We start from the raw sequence: 15,640 nt of genomic DNA on the forward strand, positions 1-15,640 counted from the left end.
CTTTGTGTGCAACTATTTTGACCAGACAGTCCACTTTTGCCGCCTGCATTTTATCAACCATCAGTTAACACATTAATAACATTATCAATTTCAAAACTGGCATTCCCTTTGCAAAACAGGCTTACGCGGCTGAACAGGAGATGCAGGATGCAGCGCCACGTCTGACTTTCACCCCCATGTTGAGATGAAGAGAGGTTCGTGATGAAAATTGGCGTATTCGTTCCCATTGGCAATAACGGCTGGTTGATCTCCACCCACGCGCCGCAGTACAAGCCGACCTTCGAGCTGAACAAGGCCATTGTGCAAAAGGCGGAGCACTACCACTTCGACTTTGCCCTGTCGATGATCAAGCTGCGCGGCTTCGGCGGCAAAACCGAGTTCTGGGATCACAACCTGGAGTCCTTCACCCTGATGGCCGGGCTGGCAGCGGTCACCTCGCGGATCCAGATCTACGCCACCGCCGCCACCCTCACCCTGCCTCCGGCCATCGTGGCGCGGATGGCCTCGACCATCGACACCATCTCCGGCGGGCGCTTTGGCGTTAACCTCGTCACCGGCTGGCAGAAGCCGGAGTACGAGCAGATGGGGCTCTGGCCGGGGGATGAGTACTTCTCTAAGCGCTACGACTACCTCACCGAGTATGTCCAGGTGCTGCGGGATCTGTGGGGCACCGGCAAGAGCGATTTCAAAGGCGAGTTCTTCACCATGAACGACTGCCGGGTCAGCCCGCAGCCGTCGGTGCCGATGAAGGTGATCTGCGCCGGGCAGAGCGATGCCGGGATGGAATTCTCGGCGAAATATGCCGACTTCAACTTCTGCTTCGGCAAAGGGGTCAACACCCCGGCGGCCTTCGCCCCTACCGCCGCGCGCATGAAGCAGGCGGCAGAGAAAACCGGGCGCGAGGTGGGCTCCTACGTGCTGTTTATGGTGATTGCCGACGAAACCGACGAGGCGGCGCGGGCGAAGTGGGAACACTACAAAGCCGGGGCCGACGACGAAGCCCTGAGCTGGCTCAGCGAGCAAAGCCAGAAGGACACCCGCTCCGGGGCGGATACCAACGTGCGGCAGATGGCCGACCCGACTTCGGCGGTCAATATCAATATGGGCACCCTGGTGGGCTCTTACGCCAGCGTGGCGCGGATGCTCGATGAGGTCGCCAGCGTGCCGGGCGCCGAAGGGGTACTGCTGACCTTTGATGACTTTATTGCCGGGATTGAAAACTTCGGCGAGCGCATCCAGCCGCTGATGACGTGCCGCGCTCATCTTCCTGCCTTAACGAAGGAGGTGGCGTAATGACGACATTACCCGCACGCCCGGAAGCCATTACCTTTGACCCGCAGCACAGCGCGCTGATCGTGGTGGACATGCAGAATGCCTACGCCAGCCCCGGGGGTTATCTCGACCTCGCCGGGTTTGACGTCTCCGCCACCCGGCCGGTGATCGACAATATCCGCACCGCGGTGGCCGCCGCGCGCGCCGCCGGGATCCAGATTATCTGGTTCCAGAACGGCTGGGATGAACAGTACGTGGAGGCGGGCGGCCCCGGCTCGCCCAACTTCCATAAATCGAATGCGCTGAAAACCATGCGCCAGCGCCCGGAGCTACAGGGCAAGCTGCTGGCGAAAGGCGGCTGGGATTACCAGCTGGTGAACGAGCTGGTGCCGGAGTCAGGGGATATCGTGCTGCCGAAACCACGCTACAGCGGCTTCTTTAATACCCCGCTGGACAGCATTTTGCGCAGCCGCGGGATCCGCCACCTGATCTTCACCGGCATCGCCACCAACGTCTGCGTGGAGTCGACCCTGCGCGACGGCTTCTTCCTCGAGTATTTCGGCGTGGTGCTGGAAGACGCTACCCACCAGGCCGGACCGGCGTTTGCCCAGCAGGCCGCGCTGTTCAATATCGAAACCTTTTTTGGCTGGGTTACTGACGTCGCCACCTTCTGCGATGCCCTGTCCCCCGCCGCCTATGCCCGTATCGCCTGAGGAGAGACCGAATGCCGAAATCTGTGATTATTCCCCCGGGCACCAGCACCCCGATTGCCCCGTTTGTGCCCGGCACCCTGGCGGACGGCGTGGTCTACGTCTCGGGCACCCTGCCGTTCGACGCCCACAACAACGTGGTGTTTCCCGATGACCCAAAGGCGCAAACCCGCCACGTGTTGCAGACCATCCAGCGCGTTATCGAAACGGCGGGCGGGACGATGGCGGACGTGACCTTCAACAGCATCTTTATTACCGACTGGAAAAACTACGCCGCGATTAACGAGATCTACGCCGAGTTTTTCCCCGGCGATAAACCGGCGCGGTTCTGCATTCAGTGCGGGCTGGTGAAACCCGAGGCGCTGGTGGAGATCGCCACCATCGCCCACATTGGCCGGTGAGGTTGCCATGAAACTGTCCATTTCACCCCCGCCCTTTGCGGATGCGCCGGTGGTGGTGCTGATCGCCGGGCTGGGGGGCAGCGGCAGCTACTGGCTGCCCCAGCTGGCCGACCTGGAGCAGGAGTATCAGGTGGTCTGTTACGACCAGCGCGGCACCGGCAACAATTCCGGCGAACTGCCGGAGGACTACAGCCTGGCCCGGATGGCCGATGAGCTGTGGCAGGCGCTGGAGACCGCGGGCATTACGCGCTTTAGCCTGGTCGGCCATGCGCTGGGGGCGCTGATTGGTATGCAGCTGGCGGTGGATCGTCCCGACGCGCTGAGCGCGCTGGTGTGCGTCAACGGCTGGCTGACGCTGCATCCCCATACCCGGCGCTGCTTCCAGGTGCGCGAGCGGCTGCTGCACGCCGGTGGCGCACAGGCCTGGGTGGAGGCCCAGCCGCTGTTTCTCTATCCTGCCGACTGGATGGCCGCCCGCCAGCCGCGCATGGAGGCCGAGGAGGCGCTGGCGCTGGCCCATTTCCAGGGTAAAACCACCCTGCTGCGCCGGCTGAATGCCCTGAAGCGGGCCGACTTCAGCCGCCAGGCGGCGCATATCCGCTGCCCGGTGCAGATTATCTGTTCCGCCGACGATCTGCTGGTGCCTGCCGTCTGCTCATCGCAGCTGCACGCCGCCCTGCCCGACAGCGTCATCACGGTGATGCCTCGGGGCGGCCACGCCTGCAACGTCACCGAGCCGGAGGTTTTCAACGCCCTGCTGCAAAACGGGCTCGCCAGCCTGCTGCACCGCCACCAACGCTTATCGAAGGAGTTGCCATGAGTGAAGCCATCACCCCGACCGCGCAGCATGCGCTGTTTACCGAAGCGCGCACCCACAACGGCTGGCTGGATCGCCCGGTCAGCGACGAGACGCTGCGCGAAATTTACGACCTCATGAAGTGGGGCCCGACCTCCGCCAACTGCTCCCCGGCGCGGATGGTTTTTGTCCGCACCGCGGAAAGCAAAGAGAAGCTGCGCCCGGCGCTCTCCAGCGGCAACCTGCAAAAGACCCTCACCGCCCCGGTGACGGCCATCGTCGCCTGGGACAGCCAGTTTTACGATCGGCTGCCGGAGCTGTTTCCCCACGGCGATGCCCGGAGCTGGTTTACCGCCAGCCCGCAGCTGGCGGAGGAGACCGCCTTTCGCAACAGCACCCTGCAGGCGGCCTATCTGATCGTCGCCTGCCGGGCGCTGGGGCTTGATACCGGGCCGCTGTCCGGCTTCGACCGGGAGAAGGTGGATGCGGCCTTTTTCACCGGCAGCAACCTGAGAAGCAATCTGCTGATCAACATCGGCTACGGCGATAACAGCAAGCTTTACGGGCGACTGCCTCGTCTGAGCTTTGACGACGCCTGCGGGCTGGTATAAGGAGCGACCATGAACATTGATAAACAAGCCTTTCGCGATGCCATGGCCTGTCTGGGGGCGGCGGTAAACATCATCACCACCGACGGCCCGGCCGGAGAGGCAGGCTTTACCGCCAGCGCGGTATGCAGCGTTACCGATTCGCCGCCCACATTGCTGGTGTGCCTCAATCGCGGCGCCTCGGTGTGGCCGGTGTTTAATGACAACCGCACCCTGTGCGTTAACACCCTCAGCGCCGGGCAGGAGTCGCTGTCGAATTTGTTCGGGGGCAAAACCCCGATGGCGGATCGCTTCGCCGCCGCCCAGTGGCAGACCGGGGAGACCGGCTGCCCGCGTCTGGCGGACGCGCTGGCCTCGTTCGACTGCCGGATTAGCCAGGTGGTGAGCGTCGGCACCCACGACATTCTGTTTTGCGAGATCGTTGCAATTACCCGCCACCCGGTGCCGCAGGGCCTGGTGTGGTTTGACCGCGGCTACCACGCCCTGATGCGACCCGCCTGTTAACCCTCCTTAAGGAGCAGCTGATGGCACTATTCGGTTTTCCTCACTGGCAGTTGAAATCGACCTCCTCAGAACGCGGCGTGGTCGCGCCGGATGAACGCCTCCCGCTGGCGCAAACCGCGGTGATGGGGGTGCAGCACGCGGTGGCGATGTTTGGCGCCACGGTGCTGATGCCCATTCTGATGGGGCTGGATCCCAACCTGTCGATACTGATGTCGGGGATCGGCACTCTGCTGTTCTTCTTCATCACCGGCGGACGGGTGCCGAGCTATCTGGGCTCCAGCGCGGCCTTTGTCGGGGTGGTGATTGCCGCCACCGGCTTTAACGGCCAGGGCATCAACCCGCAGCTGAGCGTGGCCTTAGGCGGGATTATCGCCTGCGGCGCGATCTACACGGCGATTGGTCTGGTGGTGATGAAGCTCGGCACCCGCTGGATCGAGCGGCTGATGCCGCCGGTGGTCACCGGGGCGGTGGTAATGGCGATTGGCCTGAACCTGGCCCCTATCGCCGTGAAAGGCGTCTCCGGCTCGGCCTTTGACAGCTGGATGGCGGTGGTGACGGTGCTGTGCATCGGCCTGGTGGCGGTGTTTACCCGGGGGATGATCCAGCGTCTGCTGATTCTGGTGGGGCTGATCCTCGCCTGCCTGATCTACGCCCTGGTGACCAGCGTCTTCGGGTTCGGCAAACCGGTTGATTTCGCCCTCGTGCAGCAGGCGGCGTGGTTCGGCCTGCCGCAGCTGACCTCGCCCACCTTTAACGGCCAGGCGATGATGCTGATCGCCCCGGTGGCGGTGATCCTGGTGGCAGAAAACCTCGGTCACCTGAAGGCGGTAGCCGGAATGACCGGGCGCAATATGGATCCGTGGATGGGCCGGGCCTTTGTCGGTGACGGGCTGGCGACCATGCTCTCGGGCTCGGTAGGCGGCAGCGGCGTGACCACCTATGCCGAGAATATCGGCGTGATGGCGGTGACCAAAGTCTACTCGACGCTGGTGTTCGTGGCGGCGGCGATCATCGCGATGCTGCTCGGGTTTTCACCTAAATTTGGCGCGCTGATCCACACCATCCCGGCGGCGGTGATTGGCGGGGCGTCGATTGTGGTGTTTGGCCTGATTGCGGTGGCCGGGGCGCGGATCTGGGTGCAGAACCGGGTCGATCTGAGCCAGAACGGCAACCTGATTATGGTCGCCGTGACCCTGGTGCTGGGAGCGGGTGATTTTGCCCTCTCCCTCGGCGGCTTTACCCTGGGCGGGATCGGCACCGCCACCTTTGGCGCGATTGCGCTTAACGCCCTGCTCAGCCGCCGGATGGCGGGAGTCACCCAGGGCGGCGACGTCATGACTCAGGAGCCTTGATCCAGCGTGGCGCTGTCGGCCTCCGCCAGCGCCTTTTTCTTTCTCTTCAGCTTCAGCTCGCTCACCAGCACGCCGGCGATAATAAAAGCCGCCCCCACCAGGGCGAGGAGCGGCAGGCGTTCCCCGGCCAGACGACCAAAGATCCCCGCCCACACCGGCTCCCCGGTATAGATCACCGTGGCCCGGGTTGGGGAGACGCTGCGCTGGGCCCAGTTCATCGTGACCTGAATAATGGCGCTAAAAATCCCCAGTCCAAGGGCGACAATCACTAATCCCGAGGAGAGCGGTGGGACGGACTCCCCCGCCGGGATCATGGCCAGAAACGCCACCAGCGAGGCGGTCGCCAGCTGCACGACGGTAACGCGCTTGACGTCCACCTTTCCGGCCCAGGCGCTGATCAAAATAATCTCCGCGGCAATGGCCACCGCCCCCACCAGGGTGATTATCTCCCCCTTTCCGAGCGCCAGCAGGTTATCGTCCGGCCCCGCCAGCAGGATCAGGCCAATAAAGGCCAGCACAATGCCGATACAGGACATCACGCCCGGCATGCGGCGCAGGCACAGCCACTGCAACAGCGGCACCAGCGGAACATACATGGCGGTAATAAAGGCCGATTTACTGCTGGGAATGCTTTGTAAACCCCAGGTTTGCAGGCTGTAGCCCATCGCAATCGAGACGCCGATCGCCAGGCCAGCTTTAAGCTCGGTCATGGTCAGGCCGGGCAAGGTTTTCAGGGAGATGATCGCCACCGCAATGGCCGCCGTGGCGAAGCGCAGGCCGACGAAGAAGAAGGGATCGCTGAGCGTGACGGCGTACTGTACGGCAAGAAATGTCCCGCCCCAGAACATGGTGATAAGGATCAGGATCGCTTCCTGCGGTTTGATCGAAAAGGCATAACGGGAGGAGGACATGGGGCACCAGCACAAAGAGTCAATCCGCTAGTGTGGAAGGAATTTGATAACACTTCAATAACAGGCGTAAAAAAACCGCCGGGGATCCCGGCGGCGGGGGGTGCCAGTGGTCATGAGACCCATACTTCAGACGGCAGTAACTTAACTGTTCCTGCTACCGCCATGGCTATTTTTGCCCCCTTTTTTGCCAGCTTCGGATGCGCGTTGAGGGTCGTTTTTAAAGTTCCCCCCGCTTTGCTGGCCACCTTTACGTCCTGCTTCTGATGCTCTTTCACGGTCTTCTGCAAAATTACCTGACCCACCACGATGGTTTGCCATGTCGGACCTCCAGAGTTAAAAACATAAGTTTTCATACTGCTTTGAGTGAAAGCGAACTCTTTCACCTGGCGGCGCTAAAAAAGTGCCAGTATCTGCGCCACGTGAACCTAAGCTTAGTGGAGTATGAGCATACATCCAGCTAACCGTAATATCCTGCAATACGATATCAGCCTTTCGTATGACGCTCGTCGAAACGGAAGCATAAGCCATTCTTATCATTCCAGAAATTCACAATAGCGAAAATGTGTCATTTTGCTACGAAAGAAGAAGCTTCTGTTTTTTTGTTTGAAATCAAATAAATGGCGTCCAGATTTGCAGTCTCGCTGTCACGTCATATCTTTAAAAGAGTGCAGCATGCCGCTGCCTTCAAAAATCATGCGAGGAGTGAAGCGAAATGGCGAAAATTCTGGTGCTCTACTATTCCATGTACGGACACATCGAAACCATGGCTCATGCAGTGGCGGACGGCGCCAGGAAAGTTGAGGGAGCTGAGGTGGTGATCAAACGCGTACCGGAGACCATGCAGGCGGAAGCCTTTGCCAAAGCCGGGGGGAAAGCGCAGAGCGCGCCGGAAGCCTCTCCGCAGGAGCTGGGCGATTACGACGCCATTATTTTTGGCACCCCGACGCGCTTCGGCAACATGGCCGGGCAGATGCGCACCTTCCTCGACCAGACGGGCGGGCTATGGGTGAAGAACGCGTTGCACGGCAAGATCGCCAGCGTTTTCAGCTCCACCGGCACCGGCGGCGGCCAGGAACAGACCATCACCTCGACCTGGACCACCCTTGCCCATCATGGGATGGTGATTGTGCCGATTGGATACGGTACGCCGGAGCTGTTTGATATTTCCCAGGTTCGCGGCGGTACGCCGTATGGTGCGACGACCATTGCCGGTGGTGATGGCTCGCGCCAGCCGTCGGAAGCGGAACTGAACATTGCCCGCTATCAGGGTGAATACGTCGCCGGTCTGGCTGCTAAACTGAAAGCTTAATGCTCAACAGGAGGATGACTATGCCAACACAAGAAGCTAAAGCACATCGCGTGGGCGAATTTGCGCGTTTACGTAATACGTCACCGGAGATCGCCGAGGCGATTTTTGAAGTCGCGAAATATGACGAAAAACTGGCAGAGAAAATCTGGGAGGAAGGCAGTGATGAAGTGCTGGTGTTAGCCTTCGACAAAACCGACAAAGACTCGCTGTTCTGGGGCGAGCAGACCATCGAGCGCAAAAACGTTTGATCGTTTTCCCCCCTTTCCCCTGGGTCTTGTAGGTCGGGTAAGCGAAGCGCCACCCGACGCTTTGTTCCCTCTCCCCCGCTGGGGAGAGGGAACAATACTTACTGCGCCGCCGTATTCAACAGCGTATTAAAGGTCTCCACCGGACAGAACCCGTCCGCATCCACCGGACAGCCGTTCAGCTCCAGCGTGACGCGCTGTGCCGGGGCTTTTAACGTCAGCACCTGGGCATTACGCAGCTGCTCCGTACTCTGATACACATACTCAATTTTCATCAAATCACGGTTGCCGGTCTTATCGTGCCAGCGCTGGAAGACGATTTTGCCGCCAATCGGCGTGCGCTCGTACTGGCCGGGCAGCTGATAAGGTTTGAAGTCGAGGGCTTTCAGCAGCGAGGCGATGTTGGAGTCATGCCCCACCAGCAGGGTGACCTTCGGGGCCTTCGCCCGGTCGGTGACCAGCGCGGTGTCGATATACTTCACCAGCGGTTTCGCCACGTTCCGCGCCACCTCCGCCGAGGTAAACAGCGAGTCCTGATAGCCGTTTTTCAGCTGGGACAGCACGCGCCACTGCTGGTCGGTTTTGATCTCGCCCCACGCCACCTGATCCAGCGGGAAACCTTCGTAATATTGCAGGGTGAACGCATCCACCAGCGAGTTCCCCACCTTCAGTGGCCCGGAGACGCCGGGCTCTTTCTGGTACTCGGCGCTGTAGGTGTCTTTCGCCTCGGTGAGGGAACAGACCTGTTTCTCTTTGCAGGAAGGGGAATCCTTATAGTCGGTCATCTGCTCCAGCAGCTGGTAGCTCTCGTCGAGCTTCATCCCCTGGCGCTCGTTGTTCATCGCCTGCAGGGCTTTCTCGCGGAATTCAGGAGAGTTGTCGGTGATCACCGGGTTAAAGGTTGGGTCCATGGTGCCCATTTGTTCCTGATGGTGCACCGGCACATCGCAGCCCGGGAACGCTCCGGTAATGAAGAACTGCGCCGTAGCGACCGTGCGCTGCAGGCTGTTGGCGTAGGCATAGACGCTGTTCGCCGTCGGGCACTCCCCGGCGGTTACCACCCCCTCCTCCGCCAGCCACTCGCGCATGTAGTGGCCCATGTAGACCTCCAGCACGCCGCCTTTGGTGGTGAGCTGCCCGCCTGGCACATCCCACTCCGGCCATTTTTCTGGCGTCGACTGCTCGAGCACACTGCCGTTATTGGCCAGCGGCGCGCGCAGGTTATGACGGCTCATGATCAAAACCTGTTCCAGCTGATACCCTTCCGGCGCGGTTTGCGCCTGGACGCCGCAGGAAAGGCCGATGCTGCCCGCCACGGCGGCAGCGATTAGTGCTTTTCTCATCCCTAATTCCTCACTCTGTTTTATCGTCGTAAACAGTGTGACAGATTTGTGACGGATTACCTGGAGCCCACCCGCAAACTGACGGCTTACTTTGTACGTCAGCGGCTATTGGTTTTATAATAAAACTCACCGCTGATAAGGAGTCCCCGTGAAACGTACCCGCCTTGAAGAGAGTTCCTGCCCTGTTGCCCGCTCGCTGGATATTATCGGTGACTGGTGGTCACTGCTGATTGTGCGCGATGCCCTGAGTGGGGTGACGCGTTTTGGTGAGTTTCAGAAGAGCCTTGGCATCGCAAAAAACATGCTGGCGGCCCGGCTAAAACTGCTGGTCGACGAGGGGATCCTGGTGCTGCAACCCGCCTCAGACGGCAGTGCCTGGCAGGAGTATGTCCTGACGGACAAAGGCCGCGCCCTGCAAACCGTGCTGCTGGCGCTCTCCCAGTGGGGGAATGCGCATCTGTTTGCTGAGGGGGATGTCGGAACGGTGCTGGTGGATGCACGAGATCGGCAGCCGCTGCGCAAGCTGGCGATGGTGGCAAGTGACGGACGGGAGCTTGGTCCCGATGAGGTAGTGGCGAAGTATCCGGTGACGCAGAGGTGATGGGGCATCGCCCCGTTCAATTCACAGCGAGGCGATTTAACCGTTTCTGATCCGCCCGTCGATACCCGGCTGCGGCTTACCAAACAGATAGCCCTGAGCGAGATCGCAGCCCAGTGCCTGTAGGCTTTCCAGCTGTTCCAGCGTTTCCACGCCTTCTGCCACCGTTTTCATATTCAGTGACTTCGCCATGCCGGTGATGAGTTTAATTATCGTCAGGGCGTCATCCTGAACAGATATCGAATGCACAAAGGATTTGTCTATTTTGATTTTATCGAAGGCCAGCTTACTCAGCCGTGAAAGAGATGAATAACCCGTACCAAAATCATCGATGGAGATTTTCACGCCCAAATCTTTGAGCATGTTAAGGGTCGTCATCGGCGTACTGCTTTCGGTAAAGAGAGAAGACTCCGTCACTTCCAGTTCAAGACGGTTAGCCGGCAGCCCTGTCTCCTTCAGAATGGACATCACGATTTCGGCAAAGACGTTGCTGCTGAGCTGGACAGGAGAGACGTTGACTGAAATTTTTGCCGGAATCGCCCAGGTAGCCGCTTCCCGGCAGGCCATTTCCAGCACGGATTTCCCCATCTCGTTAATCATTCCTGTTTTTTCAGCAACAGGAATAAAGCTATCCGGCGCCAGCAGCCCCTTCAGAGGGTGTATCCAGCGAATAAGGGCTTCATAGCTGTAAATTTCCTGGCTGAACGAATCGACGATCGGCTGGTAATACACCACGAACTCTTTGTTCACTAATGCCATGGCCATATCATGTTCAAGGGTTCTGCTTTCCTGCAGTTTGTCCAACATGTGCTGGCGGAAGACTTTAATCTGACCGGAGCCCTCTTTTTTGGCTTCATACAGGGCCAGATCGGCAAATTTATAGAGATAGTCGGCGCGGCGTTCCGTTTCAGAAATAACAATACCCACGCAGGTGGCGATGTTAATAATCGTGTTATCGATGGTGTAGGGCTGGTTGATTGAATCACATATTTTTTGCGCGCGGGATACCGCACTGTTTTCAGTCAGGCCACTCGAGAGAAAGGCAAATTCATCTCCACCTAAGCGATAGAGCGTTTCTGACGTCAGGCTCATCGAGACCAGGCGCTGGGCTATCTGCCGTAATAATCTGTCACCGGCATCATGACCCCAGGTATCATTGACCTCCTTGAAGCGATCTAAATCAAAGAGCATCACCGCCACAGAATTTTTATTTTTTTCCGCCGTCTCGGTTATCTTTTTTAAATTATCCCAGAAAAACTGGCGGTTATTCATCCCGGTAAGCGAGTCGTGGTAAACGTCATATTCCAGCTGTGCGTTCTGAATTTGCAGTTGTTCTTTTGACGTCTGCAACTCTTCCGCCAGGCTTGTCACCTGAATATGTGCCTGCTGAATATTTCTGTTCTGATAGAATATCAGCGCACCGAGTATGGCGCTGAGTATTATCAGCAGTACAGAGGTCGCTGAATAGACATAATACAGCGTCTGAATTTTAAGGTTGGCGCTATTAATCGAGTTAACGTCTTTATCTAATGCGCCGGATGAAAGTCGGCTGAGCGGCGCATCCAGCGTATGCATTTTTTTCAGGTAGGTCTCGAGTTCGGACCGTTCCATTCTCTCAAGATGGACATCCAGATATTTCAGTATCGTTTCAAGTTGTTCAGCCAGTTCACGATGCGCTTTATTGCTTTCTATATACAGCCCTAAATCACCTTCTTTCGTTAAATCACTCTGGCTGAGCATAATGTCAAGACGCAGGCGGACATCATCGATCGACAGCGTATCATCGATAGTATAAAGACCAATCACCGATTCGAATCGGTAATATTCGGATACCAGCTGTGCAGCAGACCATGAATCAGTGTAATGGGTCAGCTTTTGCAACTCCTGTTGCCTTTCATGCACAAGAAAAGAGATGTATCCCGTCGAGATGAAAAGGAAAAAAATGATGCCCGCCAGTATCCTGTTCATGATGCTCTCCTGACCGCCTATTCAATCGACATTTTGCTGACCTGCCATGCGGACCGTGAATAGAAGATCTGATTATTCAGCTCTGGCATGCTGTCATAAGGATACACGATGAATAGCGGCCCTTTATCACGGATTCGCATATACTCCCCGTTAATTTTTAAGGCCAGAATGACGTTGTATTTTCTGAAATCATTCAGAGGAATGACGGTGGTGTAGTCATTGAGCGCCGTGATCTTAACGATAGACCCTTTGGCCCCAACATAATCCATGAGCTTTCGCAGCGGAACACCCGTAAAGGTAGTGCGTCCATTATACCAGGGAGAGGTGGTCTCGAAACTGACCAGGCCCAGTTTCTCAAGACTGGCGACATCAAAAACGGCTTTTCCGTTTTCGTTTGTATTTTGAATATTACCGGACAGGGTTAAAAGGACTTTACCGGCAGGTTTGGGAAGTTCGCCAGCCCAGGCCTGGGTGGCAACCACAAAGCTCAACAACATGACAATCAAGCGCATTCTAACCTCACCTATCCATCAAATGTAAAGAAGTATAATTTAGTTATTATGCTATTAATATATGTCGTCAGGCTATTATGGATTCAATAAATTCCATCAAAATATTAATCCATTAAAATCAATCACTTAACACCACGTTCCTTTCATAAGATCGATTAAGAATGGTCCGAAGTCTTATTTTAGCCACGTTATTGTTATTCTTTCTGTACAAAAAATAAGCCAATGGGTTATTTAATGCAAATAAACACACATCAACATAAAGGTTTATTTTATTTTTACAGCCCAGAAACCTCTTCATTCTTTCACAGGACGGCTTAGTGGTTCCTTGCAGAAAGCGTCGAACTGCCGAACTCGCTTCATGCGTCGAAGCTAGAGGAAGCACGTTCGCCAGACAAGCGATCCTGAGGTGGCGCGACATAATATTTTATTTCTGCTTTTTGCAGCCGCCGCCCTTCACAAATACAGTGGGCGAGAAAGGGAGATAATTTTTTCGCCTGTTTATGGATAACAAACGGGAAAGGGCAATACGTGTCCGGTGAGCTGGACACGTATTATAGGAGATCACCTGTGAGGAGTGGCGGCGGTTGGATCCCTAAACCTCCTCCGACAGCATTCGCCCCTGGCTGAAGCTCCAGTCATCGGCGGTGTTGAAGCGGATCATCACCATCACGTCATCCGGGTGAATCGCCAGCGCCGCATGCAGCCGTTCGCACAGCAGGCGGCAGAAGTTCTGTTTCTGTTCGAGCGTGCGGGGCTTGCCCGCCAGAATATGAAACTGGATAAAATTGTCGCTGCGTCCATTGCTTTTATAGTGGCGGTCAAAGACGTGCCGCCCGGGCGGAAGCTCCTCGAAAATCTGAAAACGATCCCGCGGCGGGACGGCAAACTCCGCCTCCAGGCACTGCTGCAGGATGTCGGAGATCCGGGCGAGCTGCGCGTCGCTGTACCCCGGACGCAGGGAGATACGGGTGAAAGGCATCGTTATTTCTCCTCGTCCAGGCAGCCAAGCGCCGACACCGCCGCCGGCCAGCCGGCGTAAAACGCCAGATGGGTGAAGGCTTCGGCGATCTCCTCTCTGCTCAGGCCGTTTTGCTGAGCGAAGTCGATATGCCAGGGCAGTTGCTGCCCGCGCCCCAGCGCCGTCAGGGCGGCCAGAGTGATCAGACTGCGGTCGCGCGGGGAAAGCCCGTCACGTTTCCAGATGTCATTGAACAGGACTTCTCTGCTCAGCTCGGCCAGCTTAGGCGCGACGCGGATCAGGGTTTCAGCAGTGAGTGATTTCGCCATGGTGTTCTCTCCGTATTGACAGTAAAGCGATTCTGGCGCGATAGTTTCATCCTTAAAATCAAATAATCCCCTGTGAGCAATCCCGAATTTCAGGACGTTTATGAACAAGCTTCCCCCGACGCTCGACCTCGACGCGCTACGCACTTTTGTTACCGGCATAGAGTGCGGCAGCTTTGCGCAGGCCGCTATCCGCCTTTGCCGCTCCACCTCGGCGGTGAGCGCCCAGCTGAAAAAGCTGGAACAGCAGTGCGGAGTTGAGCTGGTGATGAAGAAAGGTCGCGGCCTGGCGCTGACCCGCGACGGTGAGATCGTCATGGGGTATGCCCGCCGGATGCTGGCGCTGAATGACGAAATGCACAGCGCCCTGAAGGGCGAGCAGGTGCAGGAGGAGATCCGCCTCGGCATGCAGGAGGATTTTGGCGAGTCGCTGATGCCGGGCATTCTGGGAGAATTTACGCGCCGCCATCCCGGCGTGCGGATCGTTGCCCGGGTGGATCGCAACCGGCCCCTGCTCAACGCCTTCGATGACAACGCCATCGATATGGTGCTGCTGTGGCAGGATCCGCGCGCACAGCGTCAGGGCCGGACGATCGGCCAGAGCCAGATGGCGTGGATCCAGCACCCGGATCTGGATATCAACGCCCTGCTGGCCGCGGGCGAACCCCTGCCGCTGGTGATGTTTGAACACCCTTGCCTGATGCGCGCCCATGCCATCGACTGCCTGAACCGGGCGGGCATCCCCTGGCGGGTGGTGTTTGTCAGCCACAGCCTGAGCGGGATCTGGGCGGCGGTGCAGGCGGGGCTTGGCATCACGCTGCGCACGCGTATCGGGATGCCGGGCAATCTGCGGGTCGTGGGTAACGTCCTGCCCGCGCCGGGAAGTCTGGGGATCGCCCTACAACAACGGGACGGGACCACAGCCCAAACGATGCTGGAGCAGCTGATGGAGGAGGCACTGCTCAGAGCGATCTGATGTGGCGGATCCTCGCCACAGGTTGTCAGTTTTACGCCAGTGGCCGGACAAAACCCTGCGCTGTCATCGTTTATTTTGCGCTATCTGTACGTTTATAAAGTCAAACACTCCTGCAGCTTCGCTGGCCGATGAAAAAATCCTTTCAGGAATAACCACACAATTATCATTCTTCATATGGATAAAAATAAACCCGCCTTTTCTGTAGCTGTCCTTAACGTTTTTCCAGTAGATCTTGCCGCTGGCGGTAGGGGTAATATTTTCGATAAAGAATCGGTTTAATTTAACCTTTTGTAAGGACTCTTCGTCCTCCTGTTCAACCCGTTGCTGCTTCTGCATGACGTTATTCATCATCACATCGTAGAGTTTGAGCAGCGCCAGCGCGACGCCAAACAGCACCAGCAGCGCGATACTGAACATCCTGGTTCTTGCCATAAAATCCCCATCAGGGGCGGTTTTCAGGCTTAACTGAATGAGCGTAATGAGATTAAATAAAACCGCCACAGCTAAAATACTCACTGCGGCCTTCTGAATGAGAGAAATATAACCGTAGGGTTTGAGATACTCTTTTTTGTAATCGTTAATGAGCTTACTGGCTTTCGTGCGCTCTAAAACGGATAACGAATAATCCACAACGACCCTGTTCTTACTTATCATGCAACCCTCTGGCTGAGTTATTTCGTCCTGCTTAATCCTACCTTACCGGGGCTTTTCGCAGAAGACGCTATTTTTGGGTATGACATAAACTGAGAAAAAGCAAAAATATATCCAAAAGAAGAATTGTCCGAATTATGCCTCCCGGAAATGTGTGTCACGTCACAGTGGCTATTATTTATATTCAATAACTAAGGAGG

General features: G+C 57.1%; 19 protein-coding genes. 11 read left to right on the plus strand and 8 right to left on the minus strand.

The annotated features are described in order from the left end of the window. Positions 1–201: 201 nt before the first annotated feature. From rutA to rutG, 7 genes are read left to right on the plus strand one after another with little or no spacing between them, the layout of a single operon-like run. Positions 202–1,293 carry a pyrimidine utilization protein A gene (gene rutA, locus V7Q49_RS07935; protein WP_333850178.1) on the plus strand — a complete coding sequence of 364 codons (1,092 nt, stop codon included), beginning with the start codon at positions 202–204 and terminating at the stop codon, positions 1,291–1,293. Then, positions 1,293–1,985, plus strand: a complete 693-nt coding sequence (gene rutB, locus V7Q49_RS07940) for a pyrimidine utilization protein B (protein ID WP_333850179.1) — start codon at positions 1,293–1,295, stop codon at positions 1,983–1,985. Before rutA ends, rutB begins: the two co-directional genes overlap by 1 nt. A gap of 11 nt (positions 1,986–1,996) precedes the next feature. Continuing rightward, on the plus strand, positions 1,997–2,383 hold the full coding sequence (gene rutC, locus V7Q49_RS07945; RefSeq protein ID WP_106992667.1) for a pyrimidine utilization protein C: 387 nt from the start codon (positions 1,997–1,999) through the stop codon (positions 2,381–2,383). 7 nt (positions 2,384–2,390) lie between these two features. Beyond that, entirely contained in the window at positions 2,391–3,203 is an 813-nt protein-coding gene (gene rutD / locus V7Q49_RS07950; RefSeq protein ID WP_333850180.1) for a pyrimidine utilization protein D, read from the plus strand. Beyond that, positions 3,200–3,790 (plus strand): malonic semialdehyde reductase, encoded by a 591-nt coding sequence (locus V7Q49_RS07955; RefSeq protein ID WP_333850181.1) that lies wholly within the window; start codon positions 3,200–3,202, stop codon positions 3,788–3,790. Before rutD ends, V7Q49_RS07955 begins: the two co-directional genes overlap by 4 nt. Before the next feature lie 9 nt (positions 3,791–3,799). Next, entirely contained in the window at positions 3,800–4,291 is a 492-nt protein-coding gene (gene rutF, locus V7Q49_RS07960; RefSeq protein WP_333850182.1) for an NADH-dependent FMN reductase RutF, read from the plus strand. Positions 4,292–4,311: 20 nt separating this feature from the next. Continuing rightward, on the plus strand, positions 4,312–5,643 hold the full coding sequence (gene rutG / locus V7Q49_RS07965; RefSeq protein WP_333850183.1) for a pyrimidine utilization transport protein G: 1,332 nt from the start codon (positions 4,312–4,314) through the stop codon (positions 5,641–5,643). Here rutG and V7Q49_RS07970 read toward each other — a convergent pair. Continuing rightward, positions 5,631–6,554: a DMT family transporter gene (locus tag V7Q49_RS07970; protein ID WP_333850184.1), complete on the minus strand. Its 924-nt coding sequence runs from the start codon at positions 6,552–6,554 to the stop codon at positions 5,631–5,633. The genes rutG and V7Q49_RS07970 overlap by 13 nt on opposite strands. Before the next feature lie 141 nt (positions 6,555–6,695). Next, entirely contained in the window at positions 6,696–6,872 is a 177-nt protein-coding gene (locus tag V7Q49_RS07975) for a general stress protein (RefSeq protein WP_333850185.1), read from the minus strand. Between the two features lie 394 nt (positions 6,873–7,266). Between V7Q49_RS07975 and wrbA the strand changes: the two genes are divergently transcribed. Continuing rightward, positions 7,267–7,863 (plus strand): NAD(P)H:quinone oxidoreductase, encoded by a 597-nt coding sequence (wrbA, locus tag V7Q49_RS07980; protein WP_333850186.1) that lies wholly within the window; start codon positions 7,267–7,269, stop codon positions 7,861–7,863. A 20-nt stretch (positions 7,864–7,883) separates the two neighbouring features. Next, positions 7,884–8,111 carry a YccJ family protein gene (locus tag V7Q49_RS07985; protein ID WP_333850187.1) on the plus strand — a complete coding sequence of 76 codons (228 nt, stop codon included), beginning with the start codon at positions 7,884–7,886 and terminating at the stop codon, positions 8,109–8,111. Between the two features lie 98 nt (positions 8,112–8,209). Here the strand turns inward: V7Q49_RS07985 and agp are convergent, their stop codons facing one another. Further along, entirely contained in the window at positions 8,210–9,451 is a 1,242-nt protein-coding gene (gene agp, locus V7Q49_RS07990) for a bifunctional glucose-1-phosphatase/inositol phosphatase (RefSeq protein ID WP_333850188.1), read from the minus strand. A gap of 148 nt (positions 9,452–9,599) precedes the next feature. Between agp and V7Q49_RS07995 the strand changes: the two genes are divergently transcribed. After that, positions 9,600–10,052, plus strand: coding sequence for a winged helix-turn-helix transcriptional regulator (locus V7Q49_RS07995; RefSeq protein ID WP_333850189.1), 453 nt, complete (start codon positions 9,600–9,602; stop codon positions 10,050–10,052). A gap of 36 nt (positions 10,053–10,088) precedes the next feature. Here the strand turns inward: V7Q49_RS07995 and V7Q49_RS08000 are convergent, their stop codons facing one another. The 4 genes from V7Q49_RS08000 to V7Q49_RS08015 all read right to left on the minus strand — a co-directional run bounded on the left by V7Q49_RS08000 (position 10,089) and on the right by V7Q49_RS08015 (position 13,816). After that, positions 10,089–12,017: a putative bifunctional diguanylate cyclase/phosphodiesterase gene (locus V7Q49_RS08000; protein WP_333850190.1), complete on the minus strand. Its 1,929-nt coding sequence runs from the start codon at positions 12,015–12,017 to the stop codon at positions 10,089–10,091. 17 nt (positions 12,018–12,034) lie between these two features. Then, positions 12,035–12,529: a molybdopterin-dependent oxidoreductase gene (locus tag V7Q49_RS08005; RefSeq protein WP_333850191.1), complete on the minus strand. Its 495-nt coding sequence runs from the start codon at positions 12,527–12,529 to the stop codon at positions 12,035–12,037. Positions 12,530–13,121: 592 nt separating this feature from the next. Then, positions 13,122–13,508, minus strand: coding sequence for a tautomerase family protein (locus tag V7Q49_RS08010; RefSeq protein WP_333850192.1), 387 nt, complete (start codon positions 13,506–13,508; stop codon positions 13,122–13,124). A gap of 2 nt (positions 13,509–13,510) precedes the next feature. Continuing rightward, complete coding sequence (locus V7Q49_RS08015; RefSeq protein WP_333850193.1) at positions 13,511–13,816, minus strand: carboxymuconolactone decarboxylase family protein; 306 nt, start codon at positions 13,814–13,816, stop codon at positions 13,511–13,513. Between the two features lie 100 nt (positions 13,817–13,916). Here V7Q49_RS08015 and V7Q49_RS08020 point away from each other — a divergent pair, with 100 nt between their 5' ends. Next, positions 13,917–14,789: a LysR substrate-binding domain-containing protein gene (locus tag V7Q49_RS08020; protein WP_333850194.1), complete on the plus strand. Its 873-nt coding sequence runs from the start codon at positions 13,917–13,919 to the stop codon at positions 14,787–14,789. A gap of 63 nt (positions 14,790–14,852) precedes the next feature. Here the strand turns inward: V7Q49_RS08020 and V7Q49_RS08025 are convergent, their stop codons facing one another. Beyond that, positions 14,853–15,419, minus strand: coding sequence for a YcxB family protein (locus V7Q49_RS08025; protein WP_333850195.1), 567 nt, complete (start codon positions 15,417–15,419; stop codon positions 14,853–14,855). Positions 15,420–15,640 lie beyond the last annotated feature (221 nt).

It is taken from the genome of Leclercia sp. (genome assembly GCF_036780805.1).
In the GTDB taxonomy this organism is placed as follows: Bacteria; Pseudomonadota; Gammaproteobacteria; order Enterobacterales; family Enterobacteriaceae; genus Enterobacter.